Origin of the sequence: Pseudomonas sp. Marseille-Q5115, assembly GCF_916618905.1 — a bacterium.
In the GTDB taxonomy this organism is placed as follows: Bacteria; Pseudomonadota; Gammaproteobacteria; order Pseudomonadales; family Pseudomonadaceae; genus Aquipseudomonas; species Aquipseudomonas japonica_A.
Map to the genome: position 1 here is coordinate 2118949 of NZ_CAKAKI010000001.1, position 18565 is coordinate 2137513.

Genomic DNA, 18565 nt, shown 5'->3' on the forward strand with positions numbered 1-18565 from the left:
GCCTATGAAACCGCTGGACGTACAGGTGGTAGAACAGGCGCTGGCGTGGCTCGAACTGGGCCAGCCCGTGTGGTTGTGCACGGTGCTCGCCACGTTCGGCTCGGCGCCCAGGGAGCCAGGGTCGATGCTGGTGGCCACCGCGTCGGGGGGCTTTTGTGGGTCGCTGTCCGGCGGCTGCGTGGAGGAGGATTTCCTCCAGCGGCTGGCCGCCGGTGAGTTTACACCCGCAAGCCAGGTGGTGCGCTACGGCGAAGGTGGGCTCGCGCCTACAGTCGCCTTGCCCTGTGGTGGCTCACTTGATGTGCTGCTGGAACACTTCGCCGCCGACGAGCCTGCTCGGGCGCACTTCGTTGCGTTAAGGCGGGCACTGCTCGGTGAACGGCCGGTCAGCCGACACATCAGCCTGGGCAATGGCGAGCCCAGCCTGGACGATATCCGTAGGCATGCGCCGCGAGTGAGTCGCGATCGAGATCACATTTGTATCAATGTAGGCCCGTGTACACGATTGATTGTGGCGGGAGTGTCGCCGGTGGCTGAGTACTGCATCGACTTCGCCCAGGCGCTGGGGTTCGAGGTGATCGTGTGCGACCCTCGCCCGGAACACCTGGCCTGGCTGCAGGGCAAGGTGCCGGCGGATAAACTGCTGGAAGTGCTGCCTGCGGTCTTCATCGCAGGCGGCGGCTGCCATCAAGCGACCGCGGTGGTGGCGCTGACCCACGACCCTCGGCTGGACGACCTCACCTTGATGGAAGCCGTGCGCACTCAAGCGTTTTACATCGGTGCCATGGGTTCGGCTCGCACCAGCGAAAAGCGCCGCGAACGCCTGGCCAGGATCGGCCGCCTGGGCCCGGAGCAATTGGCCCGGGTTCATGCGCCCATCGGCCTGAACCTGGGCAGCAAAACCCCGGCTCAGATAGCGCTGGCGGTGATGGCGGACATCGTACGCGCCGCCAATGGCGTACCTCGCGAGCAGTTGTAGCCGTTATGTGCCAGCGTTGCGCCTGCGTTGTCCGGCGGCGTATCGCCCTGGCGCTGGGCAACTACTGATGATGTGGATGCATATTAGGTTATGCCAATAATGAATTTAGGGCATGTAGCGAGGGGTGCTATGGTCCACCGATAAAGCCCGCTTTCTCTCTCGGCGACCGTGCGCGCGGATCCGAACCCACCCGTTCCGGAGACGCTGCATGCCTGGCCGTTCTGCCAATCCTGTATCCCGCCGCCATTTGCTCGGTTATGGCGCCGCCGCCCTGGCCAGCTCGCTGTGGCTACCACTTGCCGGGCGCGCCTTGGCCGATGAGCCCAGCCACGCCGCCCATGGCCAGTCAGCTGAACCTCCGGGTACGGGGGCCTTTATCAAACTTGACGCCCCTTACAAACTGAAACTGGCCATCAACCTCAACGCCGTTTGCCTGGCCCCCGTGGTGATCGCGCACGGGGAAGGCTTTTTCACGAAGCACAATCTGGACGTGGAATTCGTGAACTTCGGTAATTCCACAGAGGTACTGCTTGAAGCCATTGCCACAGGCAAAGCGGATGCCGGGCTGGGCATGGCCCTGCGCTGGCTCAAGGCGCTGGAGCAGGGCTTTGACGTGAAGCTCACCGCGGGTACGCACGGGGGTTGCCTGCGCCTGTTGAGCGCCAGCAGCAGCCCGATTACCTCACTGGAAGCGCTCAAGGGCCAAACCATCGGCGTGACCGACATGGCCAGCCCGGACCGCAACTTCTTTTCCATTCTGCTGAAAAAGCACGGCGTAGACCCGGTAAGCGACGTGCAGTGGAAGCTGTACCCCGCCGACCTGCTGGGCACGGCATTGGACCGGGGAGAGGTACAGGCCATCAGCGGCAGCGACCCGTTCATGTACCGGCTGATCAAGGCAGGCCAGGCACGGGAGCTGTCCAGCAACCTGGTGGACGAATACGCCAACCTGTCGTGCTGCGTGGTGGGTGTTACGGGCAAGTTGGTGCGCGAGAACCGCCAGGTGGCTGCGGCACTCACCCAAGCCGTGCTGGAAGCCCACGACTATGCGGTTCAGCACCCGGAGGCAGTGGCCAAGGGGTTCCAGAAGTTTGCGTTGAACACCACCGAAGCCGAGGTGCAAGCGATCCTGCACGACCACACCCACGGGCATCATGCGGTGGGTGCCGCGTTCACCGAGGAAATCGTGACCTATGTGGACGACCTGAAAACCGTGCAGGTGTTCGATGCCAGCACCGATGCCAGGCAGTTCGCCGGGGAGATCACCGCCGATGTCTTCAGCTGAGCTCAGCCAATCCACGCCCGCCGCCCTTCGGCGCAGCGGGCCCATCATCGCCTGGCAACCCGCGCTGGCAAGCCTGGCGTGGCTGATGGCGGGCGGGCTGACCCGCTTTTACTCGGACGCCACCCGCCATTGGCCGCTTACCGACAGCCTGGCGAACGCGGAGCTGGCTGCCGCAGTGGCAATTGCAGCACTGGCGCTGGCGGGTGTACGCCTGCCGGAACTGAACCGGCGGCTGCGCCACGCCTCAGCCTGGCTCATCGCGCTGGGCCTATTACTTGCCCTGTGGGAACTGGGGACGGCAAAGCTTGCATTGCTGCCCGTGCCGTTTTTCGCGCCGCCGCAAACGTTGGTCGCCGTTTATGTGAACGACTGGGCGCGGTTGCTGGACAGCCTGGCCCATTCGGCGCTGCTGTTGGGCACCGGCGTTATTACCGGCGCGGCGTGCGGCTTTGTGGCGGGGGTAGCCATGGGCTGGTCCAGCGCGGTGGGCTACTGGTTGCACCCCGTATTGCGCATCCTCGGCCCGGTGCCGTCGACGGCGCTGTTGCCGCTGTGCTTTTTCCTGTTTCCCAGCAGCTGGAGCGCCAGCGTATTCCTGATCGCGCTTGCCACCTGGTTCCCCGTGACCGTGCTCACCTGGTCGGGTGTGACCAGCGTCGACAAGGCCTATTACGACGTGGCCCGCACCCTGGGTGCCAAGCCGTGGTTCCTGATACGGCGAGTGGCGATCCCCGCCGCCATGCCCCACGTGTTCGTGGGCGTGTTCATGGGGTTGGGGGCCTCGTTCTCCACCTTGGTGGTGGCGGAAATGATGGGGGTTAAATCGGGCATTGGCTGGTACCTGCAATGGGCGCAAGGTTGGGCAGCCTACGCCAACATGTATGCGGCCTTGCTGTTGATGGCGGTGTGTTGCTCAGGGCTGATTTGCGCCTTGTTCAAGGTGCGTGATCGGCTGCTGGCCTGGCAAAAAGGAACGGTGAAATGGTAGCGCTCAACCAACGGCATACGGCGGGGCTGGCCGTGGACATCGAGGCGCTGAGCCACGCTTTCCACCTGGATGGGCAGCCGCTGCCGGTACTGGATAACGTAAGCCTGAACATCGCCCCGGGCGAATTCGTCGCGCTGCTCGGCCCGTCCGGCTGTGGCAAATCTACACTTCTGCGGCTTGTGGCGGGGCTGGAGCCCGCTGATGAAGGTGCGTTGTTGGGCGATGGGGTGCCGATTAACGGGCCACATCCCAGCCGGGTAGTGATGTTCCAGGAGCCCACGCTGTACCCGTGGCGGCGGGTGTGGAACAACGTCGCCATCGGCCTGGAAGCCCAGGGCGTACTCAAGGGGCAGCGCAGTCGCGTGGATGCCGCCCTGGCCAAAGTGCATCTGACCAAGTTCGCCCGCGCCTGGCCCCGGCAGTTGTCGGGCGGCATGGCGCAGCGGGTGGCATTGGCGCGCGCCCTGGTGAACGAACCCCGGCTGCTGATTCTGGACGAGCCTCTCGGCAAGCTGGATTCCCTTACCCGCATCGCCATGCAAAAAGAACTGACCGACCTGTGGCAGCGCCAAGGCTATACAGCCTTGCTGGTCACCCACGATGTGGAAGAAGCGCTGCTGCTGGCCAACCGTATCATCGTGTTTAGCGACAGGCCTGCGAGGGTGCGCTCGGAAATTTCCATAAACCGAGGCTTTCCGCGGCGGCGGGATGATCCGTACCTGGTAAGCCTACGACGGGAGATTCTGGCCCAGCTGGGGCTGGAGGAGGCGGCTTGAGATGCAATATTTGCATCTTAGAATATGCCTTAAATGAATTTCACAACGGCGTCGCCAGTGCGTAGGTTATAAGCGATCAGTCTCAATATTACATCGCTTATAACCGGCCATATGGAGGCCCCCTTGCGCATACTCTTCAAACTCGCTGCCGCCGCGCTCGCTGCCTCGATCAGCCTGGGCGCTTCGGCGCTTACGCTGACCGTAGGCGACCAAAGCTACAACACCCGTGCCGTGATGGAAGCCGCCGGGGTGCTCGAGGGCCTCCCGTACACCCTCGATTGGAAACAGTTTACCGCTGGCTCCCCAGTTGCCGAGGCGTTGAACGTGGGCAGCCTCGACCTTGGCCTGCTGGGCGATGCGCCGCCGCTGTTCCTTGGCGCGTTGGGCGCGCCTATCAAGGTCATCGCGGTGACTCAACAGAACCTCGACGGCGTAGCCATCATTGCTGGCAAGGATTCCGCGATCAAGACCGTCGCCGACATCCGCGGCAAGCGTGTAGCGATCTGGAAAGGCTCCTGGAGCCAGCAATTGCTATTCACCGCACTGGACAAGGCTGGTGTACCGCGAGATGCCGTGGATATTCGTTACCTCAGTGCACTGGATGCTTCCCACGCCCTGGACGGCGGGTCGGTGGATGTGATCGCTACGTGGGAGCCCTACGTTACCCAGCAAGAGCGCCAAGGCGCGCGGGTAATCACCACGGCCAAAGGATTGATCCCCGCGCAAAGCTTTGTGGTGGCCAACAATACGTCCCTGGAAGAGAAGCGGGCCGCCATCGCGGACTTTCTGGCGCGGTTGAAAAAGGCGCGCAGCTGGACCCTCAGCGACGCCGCTCACAACGAAGCCTATGCCGACGCCTGGGCCGAGCGCAGCCGCGCCGACCGCGAGATCGCCCGGGCCTGGTTCTCCCGCGCGCAAACCAACCTTGGCCCGGTGAGCGAGCAGAACATTGCGGACGCGCAGAAAACCATCGACTTCTTTGCCGGGCTGGGCCTGATCAAGGCGTACCCGGCAGCCCAGTTGTTCGACCGCTCGTTCACCCACGCCCTGGCCGCGCCGGGTACCGCCACCGCGCAAACCGCGCCCTGAACCGAGGAAGCTCCTGACATGAGCAAACGACAGCTGAAACTGGGCGCCCTCACCATGGGCGTGGGCGGCCCCGGTCGGCATAATCTGTGGCTGGACCCGGAATTGCCGGCCGACGCCAGTGTGAACATCGACTGGTACATCGACATTGCCCGCCAGGCCGAAGCGGCGCTGTTCGACCTGATCTTCATCGTCGACAGTCAGTTCATCACGCCTGGTTCGCCGCCCCATTACCTGAACCGGCTGGAGCCGCTCACGCTACTGTCGGCCCTGGCAGTCAGCACCCGGCACATTGGCCTGGTGGGCACGCTCACTACCTCATACAACGAGCCGTTCAACGTGGCCCGGCGCCTGGCGTCGCTGGACCTGATCAGCAAGGGCCGGGCAGGGTGGAACGTGGTCACCAGCGGAGACGCGGGGACCGCCGGCAACTATGGCCGTGACGAGCACTACGACTACGACACCCGTTATGGCCGTGCCCGTGAGCATGTTCATGTGGTGCAGGGATTGTGGCAGTCCTGGGAACACGATGCCTTTGTGCGCGACCGCAACACCGGGCGCTATTTCGACCCCGCCAAGCTGCATGCGCTGAACCACAAGGGCGAGCATTTCTCCGTAGTGGGGCCCTTGAACATCCAGCGCTCGCCACAGGGGCAGCCGGTGATTTTCCAGGCGGGGGATTCCGAGCAAGGCCGGGAATTGGGCGCTGGCATTGCCGACGTGGTCTTCACCCACGCGCCGAGCCTGGAGCAAGGCCAGGTGTTTTACAAAGAGATCAAGGATCGCGCGCGCCTCCAAGGGCGCAATCCCGACCAGGTGCTGGTGTTGCCAGGCGCGGAGATCTTCGTGGGGGATACTGATGCGCAGGCCCGGGAGATCGAACGCCACTATCATCAGGCCGACCACAGTTTCGAACAGGCCTTGCTCGAGTTCGGCCGTTCGTTTGGTTGGCATGACTTCAGCCAGTATGACCTCGATGCGCCGTTCCCGGCCCAGGCGCTGGAGTTTGCCCGCAGCAGCTTCTTCACCGTAGCCAAACGGATCACCGACCGGGCCGTGAGTGAAGGCCTTACCCTGCGCCAGGCCGTTGAAGCCTCGCGGCAATTGCGCCCGGGGGCGTTTGTGGGCAGCGCGACGACCATCGCGGATAAAATGGCGTTGTGGCTGGAGGCGAGGGCAGTAGACGGCTTCAACATCTATATCGGCCACCCGGGCCAATTCCGCCGGTTCACTGAGGAAGTAGTGCCGCTGCTGCAAGAGCGCGGGGTATACCGCACCGAATACCCGGGCACTACGTTGCGCGAAACCCTCGGGCTCGGGATTCATGGCAACGTACGGGGTTAGCCTGCCGACGGCCTGGTGCAGCCGGCGCTTAGCAGCGGCGACTCGGTGGAGCAGTGGCTGGCCCAGCTTAAGCTCAGCTGACCCGTCAGTGTTTGAACAGCCGGGTATCCAGCGCGAACACCTCGGGAGTTACCGTGGCCAGCGCCGCGCCGGGGTGCAGCGGATTGAACAGGTAGTTGGTGGTGTGTGGCATCACGGCGCTGGGTACCGGCAGTAGCAGCGCCGCTACACTACGCAGAAAACCATCGCCTACAGCCCGTGTGCGTGCCTGATCCTGTTGCCAGCCTTGATCAAGCTCGGGGGCGGGCGCCTCAATCGCCCCGTCCGGGAGCTCTACCCGCAGCAGCTGCAGGCTCTCGGGAAAATCCTCCTGGTCCACTTCCAGATGCACCAGCACCTCCAGCAATGCCCCCGAAGGTGTGCCCGCCAGGTACACCACCGGGTGGCCGATCGTATGCCAGCGCCCGCCGGCCATCAGCCCTCCACGACCGGTGAGGTCGGCGAACGCGCTGATCCGCCATAGCGTCAAAACGCAAAGCCCTCGGCGAGCTGCACCAATGCCTCTTCCACTTGCCGGGTACCCTGGATGGTGGAAAGCATGGCAACAGGCGTTTTACCCCCGAAGCGTTCCTTGGGCTTGGTGAGCCAGCGGCGGGCCTTGGCATCGTCCCCGAACAAGGCCTGGGCCATGGCTGCGATATGGGCGGAGCGAAACAGCCGGTCGCTCTCGTCGACAGTCAGCGGCTGGCCTTTGGTGAGGCGACTTTTGAGCGTTTTCAGCGGAATAATGTGATCACGCTCGAGCGGGCTGATCGTTCCTTCATCGGCCAGCGTTTTGACACGGCTCGCGGGGAAGCCCATCTCAATCAGCTCATGGATTCGCTGGTCCGAGGCGCTGGCTGGAATTTCCAGCAGCGCCTCGAGGCGAGTACGGTAGGCGAAGTAGGCAGGTTCGCGCAGAATTTCGGCATGCATGGAGGAGGTCCTCGTTGCGGCATTTGCCGAATAGTATCCGGCGAACCCCGGATTTGTTGCAAGGTGAATCTTCCTGACGGAATTGATTATCAGAGATCGCTAAGGCTGCACTGGCCATCACGGCGCCCAGATATCCACGTCGCTGGCCTTCACAGGCTCAGGCAGCAACCCGGCCGCAAAGAACGCATCGGCGATGCGCTGCTGTTCCCCCAGCTCGCTGGCAGTAACCGGCTGCACCTGGTAACTGCGTTTGGCATTGGCCGCTTCTACCGTGCCCACGTCCAGGTTGCCCCACAACGGCCCTAACACTTCAGCCGCCTCACGCGGGTGAGCCTTGACCCATGCCCCGGCATCTACCAGTTGCCCGTACACCAGTTTCAATACGTCCGGGTGCGCCTTGGCATACGGGGTGCTGGTCAGGTAGTAGCGCTTGTAGCTCGCCAGGCCTTCGCCATCGGCCAGGGTGCGAGTAGGGAGCTGACGCTGAACGCCGCTGAGGAAGGGCTCCCATGTCACCCAGGCATCCACCTTGTGGTTCTCGAAGGCAGCGCGGCCGTCGGCGGGCGAAAGATAGGCAGGCTTGATGTCAGAGAATTGCAGGCCTGCTTGGTGCAGCGCCGCTATCAGCAGGTAGTGCGCCCCGGCCGCCTTGGTCACGGCGACGGTTTTGCCCTTGAGGTCTGCCAACGCGTGCAAGGGCGAGGCTTGGGGCACCACGATCGCCTGCGCGGAGGGCGAGCGAGCTTCCTGAGCGAAATAAGTGAGCTTGGCATGCGCCGCCTGGGCGAACACCGGGACGGTATCCGCTACATCTGCGCTGATATCGACGTTGCCCACGTTGAGGGCTTCGAGCAACGGCAACCCGCTGGGGAATTCATGCCAGCTGACGTCGATATTCTTTTCGGCCAGGGCCTTGTCCAGCGTGCCGCGGGTTTTGAGCAAGGCAATGAGCGTGGAGGACTTCTGATACCCGATACGTACGGTGTCCCGGGCTTGGGCCTGGGTAGTGACGCCCAGGCCAGCCATGGAAATCAGGGCGGCCATGGCGGTAAAACGAAGAAAGTTGGGCATAGTGCACTCGGTGTTGGACGGTTGGGCGAAGCGGCAGCGAGTGCAATGCTAAAGCCCCAGAAAAAGCGGGATAAATACTTTGTGCGCATAAGCTTACGCCCAACGCGTGCACGCGACCTGGCGAGCACCCGGTAACCTGCCGAGGCACAGGTTCCCGGGCCAATCGTGCGTTAACCGAGGTCGCTGGCCTGGTGTCGCTCGGGCACTTGCTCGGCTTCGTCGCCCCACACGCGGTTCACCCGCCGCCCACGGATCACCGCAGGCCGCTGAGCGATTTCATTCGCCCAGCGCAGTACATGGGTGTACTCCTGCACGGCGAGGAACTCGCCTGCGGAATAAAGGTTGCCGCGCACCAGCTCACCGTACCAGGGCCATACGGCGATGTCGGCGATGGTGTAGGTGCTACCGGCCAGGTACGGCTGCTCGGCGAGACGGCGGTTGAGCACGTCCAGTTGGCGTTTCGCCTCCATGGTGAAACGGTCGATGGGGTACTGCATCTTTTCCGGCGCATACGCATAAAAGTGCCCGAAGCCTCCACCCAGGTACGGCGCGGCGCCCATTTGCCAGAACAGCCAGTTGAGGGTTTCTGCACGGCCGGCGGGGTCGGCTGGCAAAAAGGCGCCGAACCTCTCGGCCAGGTGCAGCAGGATCGAACCGGACTCGAACACCCGCACAGGGACCTCACCGCTGTGGTCAACCAGCGCGGGGATCTTGGAGTTAGGGTTGATGTCCACGAACCCGCTGCCGAACTGGTCGCCCTCCGAGATGCGGATCAGCCACGCGTCGTACTCCGCGCCGGTATGGCCCAGGGCAAGCAGCTCTTCCAGCAGTACGGTGACCTTTACGCCATTGGGCGTGGCCATGGAGTACAGCTGCAAGGGGTGCTTGCCCACGGGCAGGGGCTTGTCATGCGTTGCGCCGGCGATGGGGCGGTTGATGCTGGCGAACTGGCCGCCAGACGGTGCCTCGTGTTTCCAGACCTTGGGTGGAACGTACGCGGTGTCGCTCATGGATAACCTCCAGGGGTTCGATAGCCGGTAAGGTGGCGCTAGCGTATCAGGCAGCGTTGCCACCCAGTTCGTTCTTGAGAAAATCGAGAAACGCGCGGGTTTTCATCGGCACTCGGCGCGCGGTGGGGTACACGGCGTTGATGGAGATCGGTGGCGCCTGCCACTCGCACATCACCGCCACCAGGCTACCGCGGCCCAACGCCTGCTCCACGATGAACGTAGGCAGCAGGGCAATGCCCATTCCGGCCTCGGCCGCCTGGGCGAGCAGGTCCCCGTTGTTGGCATGCAGCGGCCCGGTAACATGTACGTTCTGGGTTTCCCGGCCATTGCTCAGTTGCAGGGTAACGCCGCTTTGCAGGTAGCCGTAGTTCAGGAAAGCATGGCCGGCCAGGTCCCTGGGGTGCTGCGGCGTGCCCGCGCGTTCAAGGTAGTCAGGGGAGGCCACCAGCATTCGGGGGGCAGGCGCCAACTGGCGTGCTACCAACGAGGAGTCGGCGAGGCTTGCGATGCGGATGGTCACATCGAAGCCGCCCTTGATCGGGTCTACTTGTTGGTCACTGAGCACCAGCTGCAGCTCCAGCCGGGGATGTAGCGCATGAAAGCGCGGCAGCAGGGCGCCCAGCTGGGTGAGCCCGAACGACATCGGCGCGTTCACCCGCAGCACCCCCTGCACTTCGGCCAGGCCACTGCGGGCGCGCTGCTCGGCTTCATCGAGCGAGGCGATCAATTCGCGGCAGGCTTCGTAGTATTCGGCGCCAGCTTCGGTCAGGTGCAGGCTGCGGGTGGTCCGCAGCAACAGCTGTACGCCAAGATTTTCCTCCAGTGCCTGGATCTGCTTGCTCACCTTCGAACGGGGAACGCGCATGGCCCTGGCGGCTGCGGCAAAACCGTTGGCGTCCACGGTTGAAACAAAAGCGCGCATGCATTCAATACGGTCCATTAACACTGTCCCTAAAATGGAATCAATAAGTCCTGATTCTAGGGAATTGTTGCTCCGCTGCGCTAGCCCTAAAGTACACCCATGCCAGGGCGATCACCCGAAACCGCCCCTGGCGCCTCATCACTATAAGGAGATACTCAATGACCCTGTTGCGCAAAACCCTCACCGCCACTGCACTCGCCCTGTCCATTGGCAGCGCTTTCGCTGCCGAGCCCGATGCCATTGCCAACCAGCGTACCCAGGCCTTCCTCAATGCCCTGAACGCAGGCGGCGGCAAGCCGCTGGAACAGCTGTCGCCCAAGGATGCGCGCGCCGTACTGACCGGCGCGCAGAATTCCGTGAAGGTGGACCTGAGCGGCACCGAGGTCAGCGAGCGTCGTATCGAAGCCAGCGGCCAGTCGATCAAGCTGACGGTTGTAAGGCCGGCCGGTGTCAAAGGCGCGCTGCCCGTGTTCATGTTTTTCCACGGTGGCGGCTGGGTGCTGGGCGACTACCCAACCCATGCGCGGTTGATCCATGACCTGGTGGTGGGCTCTGGCGCGGTAGCGGTGTATGTGGACTACACCCCATCGCCCGAGGCGCATTTCCCTACCGCGATCAACCAGGCTTATGCGGCCACCCGCTGGGTAGCCGAGCACGGCCGCGAGATCAACGTGGATGGCAGCCGCCTGGCGGTAGCGGGTAACAGCGTGGGCGGCAACATGGCTGCGGTAGTAAGCCTGATGGCCAAGGAGCAGGGCACGCCTAAGTTGCGCTTCCAGGCCCTGCTGTGGCCTGTGACGGATGCTAGCTTCGACACCGGCTCCTATCAGCAATACGCTGAAGGGCATTTCCTCACCCGCAACATGATGAAGTGGTTCTGGGACAGCTACACCACCGACGCCGCTCAACGCGCCGACATCCACGCTTCGCCATTGCGCGCTACCACCGAACAGCTCAAGGGCCTGCCACCTGCGCTGGTACAAACTGCGGCCCTGGACGTATTGCGTGATGAGGGCGAGGCCTATGCCCGCAAGCTGGACGCAGCCGGGGTGCCTGTGACTGCCGTGCGCTACAACGGCATGATCCATGACTACGGGCTGCTCAACCCCCTGAGCGACGTGCTAGAAGTACAAGCTGCAATGCGCCAGGCCGCGAATGAGCTCAAAGCCCACCTTTGAGTGGCCTCTGAGCGGCAAGCCATAAGCTGCAAGCTGCAAGCTAAGCGCGCCTGGCTTGTAGCTTGTAGCTTGTAGCTTGTAGCTTGAAGCTCCAATGGCTATGGTCGCGGGCTGATCATTCCCCAGGAGCTGTTACCTGATGCCCGCCGACACCTACCAACCCAATCCCGACCTGCTGGCTTACGCACAACAGGGGCGCGCCAGTTATCGGGGGATGATCCCGAGGGCCGGCGCGCCGGACCCGGTTGCCGAAGTGCGGGATATGGACATCCCGGCGACGCATCTGGCACAGGCCCTGGCAGCCAGGTTGTACGTACCTTCTTCCCCTGCGTCCGATGCCTCCCGCCCCGTGGTGCTGTTCCTCCACGGTGGGGGGTTTATCTGCGGCGATCTCGACACCCACGACGTCATGCTCCGCGCCCTGGCGAACCGCAGCGGCGCACTGGTGCTGTCGCTGGCGTACCGGCTGGCCCCCGAGGCGCCCTTTCCGGCCGGGCTGGAAGATACCTTCGCCGCGCTGACGTGGCTGCAGTCCAATGCTAAGGCCTTGGGCGGTGACGAGCAGCGGATCGTCGTGTGTGGCGACAGTGCCGGCGGCAACCTGGCGGCGGCGGTGTGCCTGCTGGCGCGGGAGCGCGGAGGGCCAGGCATTGCCGGGCAAATGTTGTTCTATCCCAACCTGGACGGGATCGGTGACACCGCATCCTGGGCGGCGTTGGGTGACCGGTATTTCCCCACCCGGGCGGCGATGGAGCTTACGCTGCAGTGCTATGTGCCAGGCCCGCCGGAGCAGCGCCATAACCCTCTGGTGGCGCCGCTGCGGGCAGCCCTGCATGGCTTGCCACCTGCGTTGGTGATCAGCGCCGGGCTGGACCCGCTCAAGGATGAAGGCCGCGCGTATGCGCTGAAGCTGCGAAAGGCAGGGGTTGCGGCTCAGGAGACGCTGTATCCGGAGGTACAACACGGCTTCGTGCAGTTTTTCAAGGAAGCCTGCAACGGCCGCATGGGCGAACGGGCATTGGACCAGGCCGCCGCGTTCGTGAAAGCCTGCCGCTGACGGTAGGCCTTACAAGACACCGCTGGGGTCAACTGCTCGTGTTTTGCGCCTGAAGAAAGATGGAAAACAGCTCGGACTGCGATTTGATCCCAAGCTTGCTGTACATGTGCTTCCTGTGAACGCGCACGGTTTCCGCGGAAATGTCCAGCTTGCGGGCGATTTCCTTGCTGGAGCAGCCGCTGAGCATCAGCCGGCCCACGTCCAGTTCCCGCGCGGTGAGCTGGGCGCCCCGGTTCTGTTGCACCGACGCTTCCAGCCGGTCCCGCCACGTGTCTGTGCGGGGCACGCCTGGCGCCAGCGCTGGGGCGGTGGTTGGCTCACTCACCTCGAACGGCATTCGCTGTCGCAACAGTGCGACCACCCATGGGTGGATCATTGCCAGCAAGGCGATCTGTTCAGGGCTGAAGCGCTGGGTACAGCCCAATGAAAGGCACAGCGTGCGGTCCGGGTCCAGTTGGCAGTTGAATTGCACCTCATCGGCAACCACGTTCAGGCGGAAGTAACGCTGGTAGTACTCCGTCAGTTCAAAGTGTTCCGGCGCCACCTCGGCCAGGCGGAACAGGCCGCTGTGCGGGCGCTCCCGGCTGGCGATATAGAAGGGGTCCAGCAGGTACAGGCCGTGGAGGTAATCCTGGAACAATTCGTCAGGGCTACCATCCTGCGCAGGGCACTCGGCGAACACCAGCGGGCGCTCGGCGCTGCTGAATTGCAGAGCAACCCAGCTATCAAAAGGCACGTGCTGCTGTATCAGCCGCACCAGCTGTGCCCAGAAGTTAGGGCGGTCCAGGCCTTCGATCAATTGCGCGATCGACCGGTGCCATGCCATGTCCTGAAGCGTGACTGTCATCGTTCTACCCCTGATGGGTTACCTCAGCTGCGGAATACCCCCTGGCCCGCGCTGATGCGCATACTGCCCGCACAGCCGCCCGCCGGCCAGTAGTTTACGGCGGGCAAGCACAAGAACCTTGAGGAGCACCCATGAAGGTCGAACTCGCCCAGCTCGCAGGGCAGGACAACGATACTGCCCACAACCTTGCCCAGGCCCTGCGGGCGATCGCTGAATGCGCCGCTGACACCCAGTTGATCGTTTTCCCGGAAACGCACCTGATGGGCTTTCCGTCCCGGGAAACCGTAGCGCGCGTGGCTGAACCGCTGGATGGCCCTACGGTGGCTGCCGTGCAAGCCGCCGCCAAGGAACGCGGTATCTCGGTGGTGATAGGCCTGGCGGAAAGCGACAAGGGCCAGTTCTATAACACCACAGTGCTGATCACCCCGGACGGCATCGCGCTGCGCTACCGCAAAACCCACCTGTGGGCGTCGGACCACGGGGTTTTCACCCCCGGGGACCGCTTCGCCACCTGCGTGTGGAATGGCGTACGGGTAGGCCTGTTGATCTGTTACGACATCGAGTTCCCGGAATCAGCCCGGGCCCTCGCGCAGTTGGGCGCCGACCTGATCATTGTCACCAACGGCAACATGGACCCCTACGGCCCGGTACACCGCACCGCGATCATGGCGCGGGCTCAGGAAAATCAGGCTTTCGCGCTGATGGTCAATCGGGTGGGCGAAGGGGATGGGGCACTGGTGTTTGCCGGTGGCAGCGCCTTGGTCGACCCGTTCGGCACGCTGCTCCATGAAGCCGGCCGCGACGAAACCTGCTTCACGGTAGAGCTGGACTTCGCCCAACTGGCCGCCGCGCGCCAGGACTACCGCTACCTGCACGACCAGCGGCTGCGGTTGCCCGGCCAGGTGATCGAGCATCCCGACGGGCTTCGCGAGTTGCTGATCCCCCAGGCATAACCGCTTTTTCAAAACAAGAACGTTTGTTGCGCCGCACTTTACCTCTGCCATAAAACCTATAAATCCGGAGTGGTCGCTCATGGCTCGTTTGCAATGTACCCTTTCACTGGGGTCGGTGGTGCTGTTCGGCATCGCCTACATGACCCCTATCATTGTGCTCGGCACCTTTGGCATTCTCGCCCAGGCCACAGACGGCCAGGTGCCTGCAGCCTACCTGGCTGCGCTGATTGCCATGTTCTTTACTGCGATGAGCTATGGCCGTATGGCCGCGGCTTTTCCCGTGGCCGGCTCGGCGTACAGTTATGTGCGCAAGGCTATCAGCCCCCGGCTGGGCTTTATCGCCGGCTGGGCTGTGCTGCTCGACTACCTGTTCCTGCCCATGGCGATCTGGCTGATTGGCGCGGCCTACCTGGGCTCGGCATTCCCGTCGGTGCCGCAACCGGTGTGGGTGTTGGCGTTCATCGTGGCGACCAGCGCGATCAATATCGTTGGCTTGAAGCTGGCCAACACCGTCAACGCCTTGCTGATGCTTGTGCAGTTCCTGGTGCTGGCAGCGTTCGTGGCCTTGTGCATCCACTATATAGGCGGTGATGGGCATACGCCGCTGTGGTCACTGGTACCTTTCACCAGCGGCAATCTGCAAATGCCGCTGATCATGAGCGGCGCGGCCATTGCTTGTTACTCCTTCCTCGGGTTCGACGCGGTCAGCACCCTGACCGAAGAAACGCGCGACCCGCGCCGCACCATCCCCAGGGCCATCATGCTGATCACGCTGGCGGGCGGGCTGATATTCGTAGGGGTGTCGTACTTCGTGCAACTGGCCCACCCGGGGGCGCAGTTCGAGAACATCGATGCCGCGGCTTACGAAATCGCTCGGAACATCGGAGGCGACGTGTTCGTTTCGGTCTTCCTGATTGGCCTGGTGGTAGGGCAGTTCGCTTCGGGCTTATCGGCGCAGGCCAGCGGCTCCCGGCTGCTGTATGCCATGGGCCGCGATGGTGTGCTGCCAGCATTGGTGTTCGGCCGGCTGAGCGAGCGCTTCGGTACGCCGGTCAGCAGCATTGTGCTGTGTGCGGTGGTGGCGTTGCTGGCGCTGAAGCTGGACGTCACCACTTCCACGTCGTTCATCAACTTCGGGGCGTTCCTGGCGTTCAGCCTCGTCAACCTGTCGGTGATTTTCCATTACTGGATCGGCGGCACGCGCCGCGGGGTTCGAGAAGCGCTGCTGTTCCTGCTGTGCCCATCGATCGGCCTGATAGCGGACCTGTGGCTGATGGTCAGCCTTGACCGCGCCGCCGTCATTCTTGGCATAAGCTGGCTCGTACTTGGCTGTGGCTGGCTGGCCTGGCTCACGGGCGGGTTCCGCCGGCAACCACCCGAGATGGACTTCCAGGAAGCAACCTGACCCCCGGGCACCTGGTTTTGAAGCACATCGGCGCCTATCAGCTACCGTAAACCCACGCGCACCGTTCGACTCGTAACCCATCCTTCACCACGAACGCCAGGCGCGACGGGAGAAGCACATGGCTACGTTTGACGTGAAAGACTATGGCGCGGTGGGCGATGGCGTAACGGATGACACTGCAGCGATACAGGCAGCCATCGACGCCGCAGGTGTGAACGGGGGAGACGTTTACATTGGCCCGGGCACCTATGTGGTGTCCCCGGGGGCCACTGGTCGCTGCCTTGTGCTGGGCGATAACACGCGGCTGATGGGCGCCGGCATTGGCGCGAGCATCATTGAGCTGGCCGACGATGCAGCGGGTGCCACGGCACTGGTGTTCAATAACGGCGACAACAGCGGCGCCAGCGAGCTGACCCTTGATGGCAACCGGGAAAACAACACAGGCACGGTCAATGGCTGGGTGAGCGGCGATCACGACAACGTGACGATCTCGGCCGTGGAAGTGCGCCAGGCCAGTGGCGTGGGCTTCGACCTGCGTACCACGGGCTCGTTTCTGGTCAGCAATGCCGAGGCCCGCCTCAACAGCCAGGACGGGATGCTCGCCGAGGGCCAGGCCGAGGGGGTGATTCAGGATTCACTGGCCTTTGGCAACGGCGCGGCGGGGTTCCATCTGGCCGGCGACCTCAAGCTGCTGGACAGTGACGCCGTGGGTAACGGCCAGGACGGCGTTCTGCTGTATGACACCGACGGTGCCACTAACGCCCTGTTGGTCGACGGTGGCAATGTGCAGGGCAACGGCGGCGAGGGCATACACACGCTGCAAGTGGACGGCTACACCGTGCGTGGCGTTGAGGTGTTCGAAAACACCAATTACGGCATTGAAAGCGATGGCTCGCGCAACGGTGTGATCGACCAGAACATCGTACACAACAACGCTCAGGACGAGTTTTCCGGGGTTGAGATCAATATCGACGGCTGGAACGGCAACGAAACGATCACGGCTGTCAACATTGCGGCGACCCACAACCTGGTGTACGGCGGCCGCTACGCCTATTACGGCATCGCCGAAGGCTATCAGGTGGGCCACGACAACCTGATTGCCGACAATATCGTGACCCATTCGGTGGCGCCCATCGTGGCGGCCGGGGAAGACAGCGTGGCCCGTGGTAATGCCCCCTGGGTCATCCGTTACGGTACCGACAGTGCAGACCGGCTTGGCGCGACCATCGTACGGGACCAATTGCACGGTGGCCTGGGCAATGATCGCCTCGAGGGCGGCCAGGGTGAGGATGCGCTGGAGGGCGGCCGGGGCGCGGATGTACTTACCGGCGGTGCGGACGCCGACGTATTCCGCTTCACCCTGGCAAGCGACAGCTACCGGGACGGTACCAAGAGCCATGCCGACCGCATCACGGATTTCAACCTGAGCGAGGACCGGCTCGACCTCACCGCGTTGGGCTTCAGCGCCCTGGGTAATGGCCACGGCGATACGCTGCGGCTGGTGTATGACCCCACACGGGACGTGACGTACCTGAAAAACCTCGAAGCAGATACCGACGGTGATCGGTTCGAACTGGTATTGCAGGGTGACTTGTCTGGCCTTACCGCTGCCAACCTGCAGGGCGAGCAGAGCGGAACAAGGGCCGCAGATACCCTCAATGGCGCCAACACGGCGGAAACCTTCCATGGCGACACAGGCCGCGACCGCATCCTCGCCCAGGGCGGTGACGACTTGCTGTACGGCGATGCCGGCGGCGACACGCTGACTGGCGGCGCGGGTGCCGATACCTTCGTGTACAGCCAGTTGAGCGACAGCCTGCGGTCAAACGTGGCCAATGGCACCCAGGGACGGGATACTCTGGTGGATTTCAGCGCTGTGGCAGGTGACCAGATCGATGTCTCCGCGCTGGGGTTCACTGGGCTGGGAGATGGCCACGGCACTACCCTCAAATTGATTGCCAGCGCGGACGGCACGAAAACCGTGCTCAAATCCCTGGACAGCGATACCAGCGGCTTCCACTTCGAGGTTCTGCTGCAAGGCGTAGAAAAGGCCTCACTGGCAGACACCAGCATTGTATTCGCTCACGACTATGGCACCCGGCCCAGCACCGTTCCTGACTGGTTGGACAATAACGTGTTCGGCACATCGGGGGCCGATACCCTGACCGGCAATTCGGCCGATAACGTATTGCGTGGCGGGGAGGGCAAGGATCGCCTGTTCGGCGGCGTAGGCAACGACACGCTGGTAGGCGGTGGAGGCTCGGACGCATTGGACGGCGGCACCGGAGACGACACCTTTGTGTACACCCAGGTCAGTGACAGCTACCGGCTGGGGCAGGTGTTTACCGACACCCTGAACCATTTCTCCGCTTACGATGACCATGTGGATGTCTCCGCGCTCGGCTATACAGGGCTGGGTGATGGCCATGACGGCACGCTCACGTTGGTCGAAGACTCCGGGCGTACCTTTTTGCGCAGCCTGGACGCCGATGCTCAGGGACGCTTGTTTGAAATCCGCTGGGCTGGAGAGATTGCCAACTCGTTGAGCGCCGACAACTTCGTGTTCGCGCAACCAGAACCCACCGCAGACCTCCATTTGCTTGGCGCTGCGACGCAACCTGCGTAGGACGTCTGTTTTGCAGGCTGCCATGTATCGTGCCGTTGCGCGCAACCCCTCAAACCGCGCCTG

The 18565-nt window shown here is 63.2% G+C and carries 17 protein-coding genes; 11 read left to right on the forward strand and 6 right to left on the reverse strand.

Annotated elements, in window-relative coordinates; all coding sequences use genetic code 11:
* Positions 1-4: 4 nt before the first annotated feature.
* The 6 genes from LG385_RS09835 to LG385_RS09860 all read left to right on the forward strand — a co-directional run bounded on the left by LG385_RS09835 (position 5) and on the right by LG385_RS09860 (position 6458).
* Positions 5-979, forward strand: a complete 975-nt coding sequence (locus LG385_RS09835) for an XdhC family protein (RefSeq protein WP_225776211.1) — start codon at positions 5-7, stop codon at positions 977-979.
* Between the two features lie 208 nt (positions 980-1187).
* Positions 1188-2264: an ABC transporter substrate-binding protein gene (locus LG385_RS09840; protein WP_225774115.1), complete on the forward strand. Its 1077-nt coding sequence runs from the start codon at positions 1188-1190 to the stop codon at positions 2262-2264.
* The gene (locus tag LG385_RS09845; RefSeq protein ID WP_225774116.1) at positions 2251-3252 is read left to right on the forward strand and encodes an ABC transporter permease; all 1002 of its coding nucleotides are present in this window, start codon (positions 2251-2253) and stop codon (positions 3250-3252) included. The genes LG385_RS09840 and LG385_RS09845 overlap by 14 nt, the downstream gene beginning before the upstream one ends.
* Positions 3246-4028, forward strand: a complete 783-nt coding sequence (locus LG385_RS09850) for an ABC transporter ATP-binding protein (RefSeq protein ID WP_225774117.1) — start codon at positions 3246-3248, stop codon at positions 4026-4028. Before LG385_RS09845 ends, LG385_RS09850 begins: the two co-directional genes overlap by 7 nt.
* A gap of 111 nt (positions 4029-4139) precedes the next feature.
* Positions 4140-5117 (forward strand): ABC transporter substrate-binding protein, encoded by a 978-nt coding sequence (locus LG385_RS09855; RefSeq protein ID WP_413247315.1) that lies wholly within the window; start codon positions 4140-4142, stop codon positions 5115-5117.
* A gap of 18 nt (positions 5118-5135) precedes the next feature.
* A complete protein-coding gene (locus LG385_RS09860) occupies positions 5136-6458 on the forward strand; it encodes an LLM class flavin-dependent oxidoreductase (RefSeq protein ID WP_225774119.1) in 1323 nt (440 codons plus the stop codon).
* Positions 6459-6543: 85 nt separating this feature from the next.
* Here the strand turns inward: LG385_RS09860 and LG385_RS09865 are convergent, their stop codons facing one another.
* The 5 genes from LG385_RS09865 to LG385_RS09885 all read right to left on the reverse strand — a co-directional run bounded on the left by LG385_RS09865 (position 6544) and on the right by LG385_RS09885 (position 10454).
* Positions 6544-6987, reverse strand: a complete 444-nt coding sequence (locus tag LG385_RS09865) for an RES family NAD+ phosphorylase (RefSeq protein WP_225774120.1) — start codon at positions 6985-6987, stop codon at positions 6544-6546.
* The gene (locus LG385_RS09870; protein ID WP_225774121.1) at positions 6984-7433 is read right to left on the reverse strand and encodes an antitoxin Xre/MbcA/ParS toxin-binding domain-containing protein; all 450 of its coding nucleotides are present in this window, start codon (positions 7431-7433) and stop codon (positions 6984-6986) included. The genes LG385_RS09865 and LG385_RS09870 overlap by 4 nt, the downstream gene beginning before the upstream one ends.
* 117 nt (positions 7434-7550) lie before the next feature.
* Positions 7551-8477: an aliphatic sulfonate ABC transporter substrate-binding protein gene (locus LG385_RS09875; protein WP_225776212.1), complete on the reverse strand. Its 927-nt coding sequence runs from the start codon at positions 8475-8477 to the stop codon at positions 7551-7553.
* Positions 8478-8674: 197 nt separating this feature from the next.
* A complete protein-coding gene (gene yghU, locus LG385_RS09880; RefSeq protein ID WP_225774122.1) occupies positions 8675-9514 on the reverse strand; it encodes a glutathione-dependent disulfide-bond oxidoreductase in 840 nt (279 codons plus the stop codon).
* A 46-nt stretch (positions 9515-9560) separates the two neighbouring features.
* The gene (locus tag LG385_RS09885; RefSeq protein WP_181112145.1) at positions 9561-10454 is read right to left on the reverse strand and encodes a LysR family transcriptional regulator; all 894 of its coding nucleotides are present in this window, start codon (positions 10452-10454) and stop codon (positions 9561-9563) included.
* A 140-nt stretch (positions 10455-10594) separates the two neighbouring features.
* Between LG385_RS09885 and LG385_RS09890 the strand changes: the two genes are divergently transcribed.
* Together LG385_RS09890 and LG385_RS09895 are read left to right on the forward strand one after the other, a co-directional pair.
* Positions 10595-11614, forward strand: coding sequence for an alpha/beta hydrolase (locus tag LG385_RS09890; protein WP_225774123.1), 1020 nt, complete (start codon positions 10595-10597; stop codon positions 11612-11614).
* A gap of 139 nt (positions 11615-11753) precedes the next feature.
* On the forward strand, positions 11754-12671 hold the full coding sequence (locus LG385_RS09895; RefSeq protein ID WP_225774124.1) for an alpha/beta hydrolase: 918 nt from the start codon (positions 11754-11756) through the stop codon (positions 12669-12671).
* A 28-nt stretch (positions 12672-12699) separates the two neighbouring features.
* Here the strand turns inward: LG385_RS09895 and LG385_RS09900 are convergent, their stop codons facing one another.
* Positions 12700-13518, reverse strand: a complete 819-nt coding sequence (locus LG385_RS09900) for a helix-turn-helix transcriptional regulator (protein ID WP_225774125.1) — start codon at positions 13516-13518, stop codon at positions 12700-12702.
* Positions 13519-13649: 131 nt separating this feature from the next.
* Between LG385_RS09900 and LG385_RS09905 the strand changes: the two genes are divergently transcribed.
* The 3 genes from LG385_RS09905 (at position 13650) to LG385_RS25520 (ending at position 18502) form a co-directional block, all read left to right on the forward strand.
* Entirely contained in the window at positions 13650-14471 is an 822-nt protein-coding gene (locus LG385_RS09905) for a carbon-nitrogen hydrolase family protein (protein WP_225774126.1), read from the forward strand.
* Between the two features lie 79 nt (positions 14472-14550).
* Positions 14551-15876: an APC family permease gene (locus LG385_RS09910; RefSeq protein WP_225774127.1), complete on the forward strand. Its 1326-nt coding sequence runs from the start codon at positions 14551-14553 to the stop codon at positions 15874-15876.
* Between the two features lie 118 nt (positions 15877-15994).
* A complete protein-coding gene (locus LG385_RS25520) occupies positions 15995-18502 on the forward strand; it encodes a glycosyl hydrolase family 28-related protein (RefSeq protein WP_318781392.1) in 2508 nt (835 codons plus the stop codon).
* The last annotated feature ends 63 nt before the right edge of the window (positions 18503-18565 follow it).

Excerpts from the sequence above, each read along its gene's own strand:
- LG385_RS09835 (WP_225776211.1), top strand. The coding sequence starts at position 5 with ATGAAACCGCTGGACGTACAGGTGGTAGAACAGGCGCTGGCGTGGCTC.
- LG385_RS09840 (WP_225774115.1), top strand. The coding sequence starts at position 1,188 with ATGCCTGGCCGTTCTGCCAATCCTGTATCCCGCCGCCATTTGCTCGGT.
- LG385_RS09845 (WP_225774116.1), top strand. The coding sequence starts at position 2,251 with ATGTCTTCAGCTGAGCTCAGCCAATCCACGCCCGCCGCCCTTCGGCGC.
- LG385_RS09850 (WP_225774117.1), top strand. The coding sequence starts at position 3,246 with ATGGTAGCGCTCAACCAACGGCATACGGCGGGGCTGGCCGTGGACATC.
- LG385_RS09855 (WP_413247315.1), top strand. The coding sequence starts at position 4,140 with ATGGAGGCCCCCTTGCGCATACTCTTCAAACTCGCTGCCGCCGCGCTC.
- LG385_RS09860 (WP_225774119.1), top strand. The coding sequence starts at position 5,136 with ATGAGCAAACGACAGCTGAAACTGGGCGCCCTCACCATGGGCGTGGGC.
- LG385_RS09870 (WP_225774121.1), bottom strand. The coding sequence starts at position 7,433 with ATGCATGCCGAAATTCTGCGCGAACCTGCCTACTTCGCCTACCGTACT.
- LG385_RS09875 (WP_225776212.1), bottom strand. The coding sequence starts at position 8,477 with ATGGCCGCCCTGATTTCCATGGCTGGCCTGGGCGTCACTACCCAGGCC.
- yghU (WP_225774122.1), bottom strand. The coding sequence starts at position 9,514 with ATGAGCGACACCGCGTACGTTCCACCCAAGGTCTGGAAACACGAGGCA.
- LG385_RS09885 (WP_181112145.1), bottom strand. The coding sequence starts at position 10,454 with ATGGACCGTATTGAATGCATGCGCGCTTTTGTTTCAACCGTGGACGCC.
- LG385_RS09890 (WP_225774123.1), top strand. The coding sequence starts at position 10,595 with ATGACCCTGTTGCGCAAAACCCTCACCGCCACTGCACTCGCCCTGTCC.
- LG385_RS09895 (WP_225774124.1), top strand. The coding sequence starts at position 11,754 with ATGCCCGCCGACACCTACCAACCCAATCCCGACCTGCTGGCTTACGCA.
- LG385_RS09900 (WP_225774125.1), bottom strand. The coding sequence starts at position 13,518 with ATGACAGTCACGCTTCAGGACATGGCATGGCACCGGTCGATCGCGCAA.
- LG385_RS09905 (WP_225774126.1), top strand. The coding sequence starts at position 13,650 with ATGAAGGTCGAACTCGCCCAGCTCGCAGGGCAGGACAACGATACTGCC.
- LG385_RS09910 (WP_225774127.1), top strand. The coding sequence starts at position 14,551 with ATGGCTCGTTTGCAATGTACCCTTTCACTGGGGTCGGTGGTGCTGTTC.
- LG385_RS25520 (WP_318781392.1), top strand. The coding sequence starts at position 15,995 with ATGGCTACGTTTGACGTGAAAGACTATGGCGCGGTGGGCGATGGCGTA.